Below are 11,718 nucleotides of genomic sequence, written 5' to 3'. Positions count from 1 at the left end.
GCCCGATTGCCGAGCGAAACCGAAACGTGGCGCGAGTCGATCTTGCCGCAGAAGGTTCGAATGTCGGTCTGGTCGAAAGGAAGCCGCGAGACGATCGCCACGCCGTGGTATCCCTTCTGGCCGTTGACGGCGACATGCTCATAGCCGAGACGCTTGAAGCGCTTCAGCGGGAAGGCATCGTCAGGACACTTGGTCTCCTGCAGACAGAGGACGTCCGGTCGTACCGACTTGATGAATTTCGCGACGGCGTCGATGCGCAGGCGAACGGAATTGATGTTCCACGTCGAGATGGTCAGGCGCATGCGACGGCTGGGGTAAGGCGGGGCATCGTCAAGGATTGACGGCGATCGCTTTTCCGATCAACCGCCGCGTCCGTCATCGTAGCGCATGTAGTCGATCCGGAACAATTCCGGGTCGGGCTTCTTCTGCGTGTTCAGGTTATAGACCGCGATCGTGGTATCGTAACCTTGCGGATCGGTGATCGTCCACTGCTTGAGCTGGTTGTCTTTCGCACCGATCATGAGCATCAGCCGGCTGGTGCCGACCAGCGCCTGCCTTTCCTCGATGGTCACAGTGATGAAGACGTCGTCGGCTGAGACGCCCACCACATTGGTGTCCTTCAGAAGGTCGATGCGGTCGGACAGGAGGTAACGCAAGGGTGTCTGCGACAACGGATAGACGTCCTGCGTCGCGAGCTTGCGATCACGCACCACCATCGACGTTCCGTCGGATACCAGGTCGATCGGGCTCGGCGGATCGTACGCGAAACGAACCTTGCCCGGCTTCTGCATATAGAATTCGCCGGTGGTGCGCTCGCCGTTCGGCGCAACCTGAACGAAGTTGCCGACCAGCGTCGACAGACCAGACAGGTAGCTCGAAATCTTGGCCACCTGCGCCCGCTGTGTGGCGTCGAACGTTCCGTCGCTCACGGCCCGCATGCGCGGATCCGGCAGAACAGGGGTCGGCGGACGCTGGGTTGCCGGTGGTGGCGTGCCGGCCAACGGCGTTGCGGCAAGGGGACCGACCACAGGCTTTGCGGCGCCGCGATCCCTAGGAGCTGCCCGCGGCAGCGGAACCGTCTCTGCCAGCGCCTGCGAAGCCGCCACGCTCAGGGCGGCGGCCGTCGCGATCGCCGCAAACGCTCGGCGAGGGTGCTGCATGCTTAAAGGACCTCTCTGGTGCTCAAGGCACCGCCGTTTCGTGTGTCTCTTCGTCCCGCGAGGCGGCCGTATTGCCTCGCTGTGGCTATTTCACGACCCCGGCCGCGCCCGTTTCAAGATCGTGATCGGTTACCGTCAGAACCGACTTATTCTTCCGGCACCAGGATCTCACGCTTGCCGGCGTGATTTGCCTGACCGACGATCCCTTCCTCTTCCATGCGTTCCATCAGCGAGGCGGCGCGATTGTAGCCGATCTGCAGCCGCCGCTGGATATAGCTGGTCGATGCCTTGCGGTCGCGTTTGACGATCTGCACGGCCTGCGCAAACAGGTCGGCCTCGCCACCACCGCCCATGCCGGTCGAGTCGAACACGGCGCTGTCCTCCTCGGGCTCCTCTTCAGCGGTAACGGCCTCGAGGTATTCCGGCGTGCCTTGCGTCTTGAGATGGCGAACCACCTTTTCGACCTCGTCGTCGGAGACGAACGGTCCGTGCACGCGGCTGATGCGGCCGCCGCCCGCCATGTAGAGCATGTCGCCCTGGCCGAGCAGTTGCTCTGCGCCCATCTCGCCGAGAATTGTGCGGCTGTCGATCTTCGACGTGACCTGGAACGAGATGCGGGTGGGGAAGTTCGCCTTGATCGTGCCGGTGATGACGTCGACCGAGGGGCGCTGCGTTGCGAGAATGACGTGCAGTCCCGCGGCGCGCGCCATCTGCGCGAGCCGCTGTACGGTGCCTTCGATGTCCTTGCCCGCCACCATCATCAGGTCGGCCATCTCGTCGACAATGATGACGATGAACGGCAGTGGCTCGAGGTCGAGCTTTTCTTCCTCATAAATCGCCTTGCCGGTCTCCTTGTCGAAGCCAGTGTGAACGGTACGGGTCAACTCCTCGCCCTTGGCCCGGGCGTCGGCGAGGCGCGCGTTATAGCCGTCGATGTTGCGCACGCCGAGCTTGGCCATCCGCTTGTAGCGCTCTTCCATTTCGCGCACGGCCCACTTCAGCGCGACGACGGCCTTCTTCGGATCGGTGACGACCGGCGTCAGGAGATGCGGGATACCGTCATAAACCGACAGTTCGAGCATCTTCGGATCGATCATGATGAGGCGGCACTGATCGGGCCTCAGCCGGTAGAGCAGGCTGAGGATCATGGTGTTGATGGCCACCGATTTGCCCGAGCCGGTGGTGCCGGCGATCAGCATATGGGGGGTGCGCGCAAGGTCGATGATGACCGGCTCGCCGCCGATGGTCTTGCCGAGACAGAGCGGCAGCTTCGCGACCGATTCGACGTTCTCCTTGGCCGCAAGCAATTCGCGCAGGTACACTTTCTCACGATGCTCGTTCGGCAATTCGATGCCGATAGCGTTGCGGCCGGCGACGACCGCTACGCGGGCGGCCATTGCGCTCATCGAACGTGCGATGTCGTCGGCAAGGCCGATCACGCGCGAGGACTTGATGCCGGGCGCGGGCTCGAGTTCGTAGAGGGTGACGACGGGGCCTGGACGCGCATTGGTGATCTCGCCCCGAACGCCGAAATCCTGCAGTACGGCTTCGAGCGCCTTTGCATTCTGCTGCAGTACGTCGTTGCTGAGGGTCTTGCGATCGGAGGCCTTCGGTGTGGACAAAACCGCCATGGGTGGCAGCACGAAACTGCCAGACGATTTCTTCGCAGGCGCGCGCGACGCGCGCTTGCGCGGCGCCGGGGCGGCCTCGTCCTCTTCGGCTTCTTCCTCTTCCTCTTCGTCCTCGTCTTCTCCGTTAAGATTGTCCCCTGACGATGGGACGATGGAGGGGCCGGCGTCGCCGAGGGTCGGCTCGCGCCGATCGAAATGGCTGGCCGCAGGCGCGGCGCGTCCTGAAAGCAGCAGGCCGAGGGAGGCTGCCAGCAGACGGCCCAAACGCGCGCGCAGACTGAGAACAGCGTGCGAGATCAGTCCAAGCGAAATCAGTCCCCGCGCTTCGCGTTCGGTCGACTCTTCGTCTTCCTCTGCCTCATCGTCCTCGAAATCCTCGATGTCCGGCGCCTCGCGCGACCCGACGCCGCTTGCGATCGCGAAGATCACGATCGTCGCCACGCCGAACAGAACACCGAGAAGCAGCCGCGTGAAGAAGCCATCCGCACCAATCAGTGATGCCGGCAGGCGCAGCAGCGCATCACCGGTGACACCGCCAAGACCGGTTGGCAGCGGCCACGCACTGGTGCGCGGCCAGCAGCTTGCGAAGCCCGAGCACAGCACGGTCGCGAGAATCCAACAGGCCAGCCGGATCGCCTCGCGATCGAAATGCCGGTGCGTCAGCATCCGCCAGCCCCAGATCGAGACTGGCAGCAGCAGCATGATCGCGCCGAGCCCGAACGTCTGCATCAGCAGGTCGGCGGCGATCGCCCCCGGATAGCCGAGGAGGTTGCGGACCGGCTTCGATGTCGCGTGGCTGAGGCTTGGATCTTGTACCGACCAGGTCGCAAGCGCTGCGGATGCGACACAGGCCAGCGCAATGAGGCCCAACCCCGTCAGCTCGCGCAGCCGGCGTGCCAGCATTTCGCGGACCGATTCAGGCAATCGGCTCATTAAGGGAAGTGTGCGCTCGGTCGCCCCCACTTATCTGCCCTTTTGCTCGACCCGTTGCATTAGCCAAGGACCTCCACCAAGCGGTGCAGCGCTTCGGCGGTCGTATCCGAGTCCTGCACCAGCGCGAGGCGAATGTAGCCCTTGCCTGGATTGCTGCCGTCCGGCTGCTGCCGCGCAAGGTAGCTGCCCGGAATGACGCGAACACCGCCCTCCTTGAACAGACGCAACGTCACCGCCTCTTCAGTGCCGAGCGCGGAAATGTCCAGCCAGACGCAAAATCCGCCGGCCGGGCGCTTGTAGCCGTAGCGGCTGCCCAGGATCTGGTCGGCGAGATCGAACTTTAACCGGTAAAGTCTGCGGTTCTCCTCGACATGTGCCTCGTCGCCATAGGCCGCGACGGCGACCTGTTGCAGCGGCACCGGCACCTGCGGCGCCGCCACGTTCCGAAGCTCATGGAATGCAGCAAGAAAGGACTTGTCGCCGGCGGCGAAGCCGACGCGCATGCCCGGCAGGTTCGAGCGCTTCGATAGCGATTGAAACACCACGACATTCTTCAAGTCGGGCCCGGCCGCTTCCAGCATGCTGCCCGGCGGGTTGACCGTGTAGATTTCCGAGTAGCATTCGTCGCTGAAGATGAGGAAGCCGTGGCGATCCGCGAGCGACTTGAGCTTGTTGAGATAGCTGCGGCTTGCGACGGAACCTTGCGGGTTCGCGGGCGAGGCGATGTAGAAGGCGACGGTGCGCGCGAGCAGATCGTCGCTCAGCGCGTCGAGATCCGGAAGAAAGTCGTTCTCAGCTTTCGTCGGCAGATAGACCTGCTCGCAGCCGGCCGCGCGTGCTCCCGCGCCATAGGCTGGGTAGAACGGGTTCGGCATCAGGATTGCAGGCTTGCCGCGGCGAGCGGCCACGTAGCGCTCCGCCGCAATGGCGGCGAATACCAGGCCTTCGCGGCTGCCGTTCAGCACCAAGACCTCGGTTTCCGGATCGATGGCGCGCGGCAGCATGAAACGGCGGCCCAGCCAGTCCGCAACAGACTTGCGGAACGGCTCGATGCCCTTGGCGATCGGATAGCGGCCGAAGTCCGCCGTATGCTTCGCCAGCACCGGCTGTACGAAATCGGGAACCGGGTGCTGCGGTTCGCCCAGTGACAAGCTTATCAGCGGTTTGCCCGGCTCATGTCCCGCCAAGAGCTCGGCAAGCCGGGCGAATGGCGATCGTTCGGCCTCTTTTGAGGCGGACGCAGGGTGCTGGGGAACAGGTTGGGTCATGGACATAAGAACGCCGACGCTCGGCCCGGCGCGACGCACGCCGGGGAGTGGACGTTACCATAGGTGGGCCGAGGTTAAGACCCGATTAACCATCGACATTTGAGAGCCTTTTTGCAGTCGGGAGAACGCAGTCATCCCCAAAAAGACTGAGGGGCCCCAGCTTGCGCTGGAGCCCCTCGACGGACAGGGCATTGCCGGGTTTGTGCCCCAACCGTTGTCCTGTATCCGCTGCCGGTGTGGGCGGCGGGTACGATTTCCTCACATATTGTACGCGCGCTCGGTGTGCTCGGTGACGTCGAGGCCCTCGCGCTCCTTTTCGGCGGGGACGCGCAGCCCGACGATCACGTCGACGATCTTGAACAGGATCGCCGAGCCGATGCCCGACCACAGCAGGGTGAAGGCAACCGCCTTGATCTGCGACATGATCTGGGCAGCGCTGTCGTACCCCGCCTGCAGCGTCTCGTAGTTCATGATGCCGGTGCCGCCGAGCGCCGGATTGACCAGAACGCCGGTGGCGATTGCGCCGACGATGCCGCCGACGCAGTGTACGCCGAACACGTCCAGCGAGTCGTCGTAGCCAAGCGCGTTCTTGATCGCGGTGCAGAAGATCAGGCAGACCACGCCGGCGATCAGGCCGAGCACGATTGCGCCCATGATGCTCGAAAAGCCCGCAGCCGGGGTCACGGCGACGAGGCCGGCGATTGCACCTGAAAGCACGCCGAGCAGCGAAGGATGACCCTTCACGATCCACTCGGCGAACATCCACGACAGCGCCGCCGCCGCGGTCGCGACGAAGGTGTTCGACATGGCAAGCGCAGCGCCGCCCGAGGCCTCAAGGTTCGAACCGGCGTTGAAGCCGAACCAGCCGACCCAGAGCAGGGCCGCGCCGATCATGCTCATGGTGAGCGAGTGGGGGGCCATCAGCTCCTTGCCGTAACCCATGCGCTTGCCGATGATCAGTGCGCCGACCAGGCCGGCAATGCCGGCATTGATGTGCACCACGGTGCCACCTGCGAAGTCGATCGCGCCCATCTTGAACAGGAATCCCGCATCGGCATTGACTTCGGCGAGCTTGGCCTCGGCCGCCGTCTTGGCTGCGCCGTCGGCCGCCGCCGCCACCGCCTTGGCGGCCTCCTGGATCAGGTCCGGGCCGGCCCAGTACCAGACCATGTGTGCCATCGGCAGGTAGATAAAGGTGACCCACAGCGGCACGAACAGCGCCACGGCCGCGAACTTCATCCGCTCGGCGAAGGCGCCGACGATCAGCGCCGGCGTGATTGCGGCAAAGGTCAGCTGGAAGCAGAAATAGACGAGCTCGGAGATATTGGTATCGACGCTGAACGTCGCCACCTTCGAATCGGTGGTAACGCCCGACATGAAGGCTTTCGAGAAACCGCCGATGAAGTCAGATCCGCCGGTGAAGGCGAGGCTGTAGCCGTACACGGCGTAGAGCACGGCCACGATGCAGACGGTGTAGAACACCTGCATCAGCACCGAGAGCATGTTCTTGGAGCGGACGAGACCGCCGTAAAAGAGCGCAAGCCCCGGGATCGTCATCAGCAACACGAGCACTGTCGAGGTTAGCATCCAGGCGTTGTCGCCCTTATTGACAGTCGGCTCGGCGTAGGCCGCCGTTGCGGCGAACAGGCCGGCTGCGAGGGCAATCAATCCCGCGCTGGTGGGACGCTTCAAACTCATTTTGTCTAACTCCTGCTTGGATAAGGTTGCGCGAGATCAAAGGGCAGCGGCGTCGGATTCGCCGGTACGGATGCGCACGGCGTGATCGAGGCCGATCACGAAGATCTTGCCGTCGCCGATCTGACCGGTCTTCGCCGCCGTCGTGATGGCCTCGATGGTTTTGTCGACCTGGTCGGAGGCGACTGCGACCTCGAGCTTGATCTTTGGAAGGAAGCTGACCGCGTACTCAGCACCGCGATAGATTTCGGTATGGCCCTTTTGCCGGCCATAGCCCTTCACTTCCGTCACCGTCAGGCCATGCACGCCAATGGCGGTCAGGGCATCACGGACCTCTTCCAGCTTGAATGGCTTGATGATCGCCATAACTATTTTCATGGGTTCTTCCCCGCTTAGCACCCGGACACGGTCGGGCTTCCCGACTGAGATGACCACGCGAAGAGCATCCCGCGGGCACAGCCGTAGCAGCAGGAATCAAATGGCGTGCCAGTTCGCCGCCATTCCCTAACGATTTATGAATGCACGCTTATTTGCTGTGCAGAGGGCTGCGGCCACAGCGTCGTGTGATGCCTCGCCCAAACACTAGTCACGACTGCTCATTTTCCGGGCACGACAGGTTGCGAACACAATCGTGCCTAGCCCCGAGGCAAAGCCGCTGTCATCCGGCAGGCGACGCCTATTGCAGTGCCTCTCCGTGCTGGGTGATGTCCAGGCCCTCGAGCTCCTGCTGCGGGGTCGCGCGAAGCGGGACGAACAGGCCGATCAGCTTGAGCAGCAGGAAGGTCACGCCGCCGGACCACAGCAAGGTGACGGCGATGCCGTAGAGCTGGGTCAGCAGCTGCCGCGGATTACCCTCGATCCAGCCGGAGGTACCGCCGATCGCAGCCGTTGCGAACACGCCGGCGAGAAGGGTGCCGGTCAGTCCGCCAATCCCATGCACGCCGAAGACATCGAGCGAATCGTCATAGTTCAGCCGCTGCTTCAGGCTGGTGCAGGCCCAGTAGCACAGCGCACCGGCAATAATCCCGATGACGATGCCCTGCCAGGGCTCAACAAAACCGGACGCGGGCGTGATCGTGCCAAGACCGGCGACGGCCCCGGAGATCATCCCGAGCACCGACGGCTTGCGGCGCTTGGCCCATTCGATCGCGGCCCAGGTGAGGGCGCCGGCACTGGCGGCGAGATGCGTCGCCGTAATCGCCATGACCGCGCGCGGGTTGGCGGCCAACGCCGAGCCGCCGTTGAAGCCAAACCAGCCGACCCAGAGCAGGCCCGTGCCGATCACAGCAAGCGACAGGTCGTAAGGGGCGTGGTTTTCTGCCCTGAAGCCTTGGCGATGGCCGAGCACGATCGCTCCAACAAGGCCGCCGATTCCTGCGCTCAGATGCACCACGGTGCCGCCGGCGAAATCGAGCAGGCCAGCCGTGGCAAGGAACCCCCCGCCCCAGACCCAGTGTGCGAGCGGCACGTACACAAAAATGAACCAGCCGGCGGAAAACAACAGATACGCGGAAAAGCGCATGCGGTCCGCGACGGAGCCGGCAATCAGCGCCACGGTGATCACTGCAAACGTCATCTGGTAGAGGACGAACAGGGCTTCCGGAATGGTCTTGGCCGCCGGATGGGCGCCATCCATCGTCATGCCGGCAAGGAAGGCGCGGTCGAGGTTGCCGATCCAGGGGCCATCGCCGACAAAGGCGAGCGAATAGCCGAACGCCACCCAAAGGACGGAGATCATTGCGACCGCGATAAGACTTTGCGCCATCGTCGCGAGCACGTTTTTCTTGCGGACCATGCCGGCGTAGAACAGCGCCAGCCCCGGGATCGTCATCATCAGCACCAGGGCGGTGGCCATCATCATCCAGGCGGTATCGGCGGCGTCGAGCTTGGCGGCTTGGGTGGCTGGCTGTGCGAGCGCCGGCAGGGCCGAAGCGAAGCAAGCGATCACAGTACCGACCGCCGCGCGGCAGACAAACGCCGTCATCAGAAATCCCCCACCCCTCGAATGCGAGCGTGCCGAGTTAAAGCGCGTCGCTGTCGGTTTCCCCCGTACGAATCCGCAATGCGCTTTCGATATTTGTCACGAACACCTTGCCGTCGCCGATCTGGCCGGTGCGGGCGTGCCTGGTAATCGCCTCCACCGCCTTCTCGGCCATCGCGGTATCGACCGCGATCTCGATTCGCAGCTTCGGCAGGAAGTTCACCACGTACTCGGCGCCGCGATAGATTTCGGTGTGGCCCTTCTGCCGTCCGTAGCCTTTCACCTCGGTAACGGTCATCCCGTGGACGCCGATATCCGTCAGCGCCTGCCGCACCTCGTCGAGCTTGAACGGCTTGATGATCGCAACAATCAACTTCATGACCACGCCTCTTTGGCCGATCCACGCGAGCGGCGGCAGATTCGGCAAACGCTTGCCCGTGCCGAGCTTATCGGCAGACTGCGCAAGAGTTAAGCGGTGAAAGTGCCCTCGCGTTGGGCTTTCCGCAAATTTTCAGATCAATCAAGCGTTGCGAAGAGAGGTCGGAGGCTGCGAGCGAAGCCTCACCAGACCTTCCTGTGCCACAGTCGCCACATGGATGCCGTCGCGGGTGAAGATCATGCCGCGCGCCAGGCCCCGACCGCCATTGGCGCTGGGGCTGTCCTGGGAATAGAGCATCCATTCGTCCGCCCGGAACGGACGATGAAACCACATGGCGTGATCGAGGCTTGCGGCCATGAGGTTGTCCTGAAACAGCGCCTGCCCGTGTCGCGCCGCGACCGAATCAAGCAACGCCATGTCCGATGCATAGGCCAGCGCACATTGATGAATTGCCGGGTCGTCCGGCAGATCCGCATTGACCTTGATCCAGAAATTGATACGCCCGCCCGGCGCCTTCGTACCGAGATAGCGCTCGAATTCGATCGGCCGCATCTCCACTGGACGCCGACGAAACGGACGGTCGCTTTCGAAGAACCGCTTCACGAAGTGCGGCGCATTCGCAAGCAGCGGATGACCGGCCATGTTCTCCGGCGAGAACGCTTCAGGCGGTGGCACCTCGGGCATCATCTCCTGGTGCTGGAAGCTGTCCTTCTCCTGCGCGGCGAACGACACGATCATGGAAAAGATCGCCTGGCCGTGCTGAATCGCGGTCACGCGCCGGGTCGAAAAACTTCGCCCGTCGCGCAGCCGGCCGACCTCGTAGATGATGGGCACGGTCGGATCACCGGGAAGAATGAAGTAGGCGTGCAGCGAGTGCGGCAGCCGGTTCTCGACGGTTCGGCACGCGGCTACCATTGCCTGTCCGATCACCTGCCCGCCGAACACGCGCGGCCACTTGGATGCCGGGCTGACGCCGCGAAACAGGTTGACCTCGATCGGCTCGAGATCGAGCAGCTTCAGCAGTTCGATAGGCGCTTCAGACATGGCGTTCCGGCAAGGGAAACTCGCCCAAAGTTCAGCTCCAGGCTTGGCTCAAGCTTCGGCCCAAGATTCGATCAAAGATTCGGCCAAAGATTCACCCCTATGTCGCGCAGCAACCATGCGGTGGCAAGGCCCGGCGGGCCTTGGCGAGAGCGCGGCGACCGCATAGATCATTAAAGATGAACGTTCTTCGTGTACGGTGCGCCGTCATTCGGGATGATTGCAGACATGGCTGAATACCAGCGCATCGTCATTGGCGGCGGAGGTTTTGCAGGTCTTGCGCTGGCGCTTGCGCTGCGCAAGGGCCTGGGCACCGCGTTCGAGGTCGTCGTGGCGGATCCTTCGCTTGCGACACGGCCGAGCAGTGATCCGCGCGCATCCGCGATCATCGCCGCTGGCCGAAACCTTTTCGAAGTGCTCGGCGTCTGGAGCGTGGTCGCGCCGCATGCGCAACCGATCGTCGACATGATCGTCACCGACAGCCAGCTCGAAGACGTGATGCGTCCGGCGTTTCTGACCTTCGCGGGCGACGTGACCTCGTCGCGAGGTCCGACGACAAGCGAGACTGATGCACCCGCGCGGCCGTTCGCGCACATGATCGAAAACCGGTTTCTGATCGACGCGCTGGTGAATGCGTGCGTCGCGCAGGGCGTCGTGTTGCGCACGTGCGCGGTGACCGGCTTCGAGAACCACCGTGATGCAATCGCCGTGACCTTGGACGACGGTGAAACTCTCGAAGCCCGCCTGCTTGTCGCGGCCGATGGCGGCCGTTCGGCTTTGCGTGAGCGGGCCGGCATTGCCACCAATGGCTGGGAGTATGACCAATCGGGTATCGTCGTCACGGTCTCGCACGAGCGCGATCATCACGGACGCGCAGAGGAGCACTTTCTGCCCGCCGGCCCGTTCGCGATCCTGCCGTTGACAGGACGGCGCTCTTCGCTGGTGTGGACCGAGGCTCGTGACGAGGCCGAGCGCATCGTGGCGCTGCCGGCCGATGATTTTCGCCGGGAGCTCGAGCAGCGGTTCGGCCTGCATCTCGGCGAGCTGCGTGCAGAGACCACGCCGCGCGCATTTCCGCTGGGCTATTTCGTTGCGCGCTCGTTCATCGGTGACCGCCTTGCGCTGGTCGGCGACGCCGCGCATGTGATTCACCCGATCGCCGGCCAGGGCCTGAATCTCGGGCTGAAGGACGTCGCCGCACTCGCGGAGGTTCTGGTCGACGCGGTGCGGCTCGGTCTCGATCCTGGACAGGCGCCCGTGCTTGAGCGCTATCAGCGTTGGCGCCGATTCGACACGATGGCGATGGGGATCGCCACCAATGGACTGAACCTTCTCTTTTCGAATCGCTCGGCATTGCTGCGCACCGTGCGCGATATCGGGCTTGGTCTCGTTGACCGCATGCCGCCTGTGAAAAACGTGCTGATCAAGCAGGCCGCGGGCCTGAGCGGCGAGGTGCCGAGGCTCTTGCGGGGCGAATCATTGTAGCGCCGTCACGCAGGGCGTCACTGATGAGGCACGACCGTTCAGACGGCGTCGCGTCGCTCCCGAAGGGATCTAGTGTCGTGGATCAGAAATTCGCGCCATCGTTGCCGCGAGTCCAACGTGCGAATTTCTGATCCATAAACGACAC

Annotated in this window: 10 protein-coding genes; 1 reads left to right on the top strand and 9 read right to left on the bottom strand. The window is 63.5% G+C overall.

Annotation, left to right across the window (positions count from 1 at the left end; all coding sequences use genetic code 11):
* The 9 genes from RCO31_RS34355 to tesB all read right to left on the bottom strand — a co-directional run.
* Positions 1-302 (bottom strand): endonuclease/exonuclease/phosphatase family protein (locus RCO31_RS34355; RefSeq protein WP_308972894.1); only part of this gene is annotated, 302 nt, incomplete at its 3' end.
* Between the two features lie 57 nt (positions 303-359).
* Positions 360-1,160 carry an outer-membrane lipoprotein carrier protein LolA gene (locus tag RCO31_RS34350; RefSeq protein ID WP_308972893.1) on the bottom strand — a complete coding sequence of 267 codons (801 nt, stop codon included), beginning with the start codon at positions 1,158-1,160 and terminating at the stop codon, positions 360-362.
* Between the two features lie 146 nt (positions 1,161-1,306).
* Positions 1,307-3,694 (bottom strand): DNA translocase FtsK 4TM domain-containing protein, encoded by a 2,388-nt coding sequence (locus RCO31_RS34345; RefSeq protein ID WP_308972892.1) that lies wholly within the window; start codon positions 3,692-3,694, stop codon positions 1,307-1,309.
* An 89-nt stretch (positions 3,695-3,783) separates the two neighbouring features.
* A complete protein-coding gene (locus RCO31_RS34340) occupies positions 3,784-4,992 on the bottom strand; it encodes an aminotransferase class I/II-fold pyridoxal phosphate-dependent enzyme (RefSeq protein ID WP_308972891.1) in 1,209 nt (402 codons plus the stop codon).
* A gap of 258 nt (positions 4,993-5,250) precedes the next feature.
* A complete protein-coding gene (locus tag RCO31_RS34335; protein WP_308972890.1) occupies positions 5,251-6,690 on the bottom strand; it encodes an ammonium transporter in 1,440 nt (479 codons plus the stop codon).
* A 36-nt stretch (positions 6,691-6,726) separates the two neighbouring features.
* Positions 6,727-7,065 carry a P-II family nitrogen regulator gene (locus RCO31_RS34330; protein ID WP_308972889.1) on the bottom strand — a complete coding sequence of 113 codons (339 nt, stop codon included), beginning with the start codon at positions 7,063-7,065 and terminating at the stop codon, positions 6,727-6,729.
* 298 nt (positions 7,066-7,363) lie between these two features.
* Entirely contained in the window at positions 7,364-8,671 is a 1,308-nt protein-coding gene (locus tag RCO31_RS34325) for an ammonium transporter (protein WP_374991576.1), read from the bottom strand.
* 37 nt (positions 8,672-8,708) lie between these two features.
* Positions 8,709-9,047 (bottom strand): P-II family nitrogen regulator, encoded by a 339-nt coding sequence (locus tag RCO31_RS34320; RefSeq protein WP_308972888.1) that lies wholly within the window; start codon positions 9,045-9,047, stop codon positions 8,709-8,711.
* Positions 9,048-9,188: 141 nt separating this feature from the next.
* Positions 9,189-10,091: an acyl-CoA thioesterase II gene (tesB, locus tag RCO31_RS34315; protein WP_308972887.1), complete on the bottom strand. Its 903-nt coding sequence runs from the start codon at positions 10,089-10,091 to the stop codon at positions 9,189-9,191.
* Positions 10,092-10,316: 225 nt separating this feature from the next.
* Here tesB and RCO31_RS34310 point away from each other — a divergent pair, with 225 nt between their 5' ends.
* The gene (locus RCO31_RS34310; protein ID WP_308972886.1) at positions 10,317-11,573 is read left to right on the top strand and encodes a ubiquinone biosynthesis hydroxylase; all 1,257 of its coding nucleotides are present in this window, start codon (positions 10,317-10,319) and stop codon (positions 11,571-11,573) included.
* Positions 11,574-11,718: the final 145 nt, after the last annotated feature.

Origin of the sequence: Bradyrhizobium sp. LHD-71 (genome assembly GCF_031157255.1) — a bacterium.
Classification (GTDB): Bacteria; Pseudomonadota; Alphaproteobacteria; order Rhizobiales; family Xanthobacteraceae; genus P52-10.
This window is presented reverse-complemented; position numbering and strand designations above follow the sequence as displayed.

Bases quoted from the DNA above. Each gene is read 5' to 3' on its own strand.
- RCO31_RS34350 (WP_308972893.1), bottom strand. From the start codon at position 1,160: ATGCAGCACCCTCGCCGAGCGTTTGCGGCGATCGCGACGGCCGCCGCC.
- RCO31_RS34345 (WP_308972892.1), bottom strand. From the start codon at position 3,694: ATGCTGGCACGCCGGCTGCGCGAGCTGACGGGGTTGGGCCTCATTGCG.
- RCO31_RS34340 (WP_308972891.1), bottom strand. From the start codon at position 4,992: ATGACCCAACCTGTTCCCCAGCACCCTGCGTCCGCCTCAAAAGAGGCC.
- RCO31_RS34335 (WP_308972890.1), bottom strand. From the start codon at position 6,690: ATGAGTTTGAAGCGTCCCACCAGCGCGGGATTGATTGCCCTCGCAGCC.
- RCO31_RS34330 (WP_308972889.1), bottom strand. From the start codon at position 7,065: ATGAAAATAGTTATGGCGATCATCAAGCCATTCAAGCTGGAAGAGGTC.
- RCO31_RS34325 (WP_374991576.1), bottom strand. From the start codon at position 8,671: ATGACGGCGTTTGTCTGCCGCGCGGCGGTCGGTACTGTGATCGCTTGC.
- RCO31_RS34320 (WP_308972888.1), bottom strand. From the start codon at position 9,047: ATGAAGTTGATTGTTGCGATCATCAAGCCGTTCAAGCTCGACGAGGTG.
- tesB (WP_308972887.1), bottom strand. From the start codon at position 10,091: ATGTCTGAAGCGCCTATCGAACTGCTGAAGCTGCTCGATCTCGAGCCG.
- RCO31_RS34310 (WP_308972886.1), top strand. From the start codon at position 10,317: ATGGCTGAATACCAGCGCATCGTCATTGGCGGCGGAGGTTTTGCAGGT.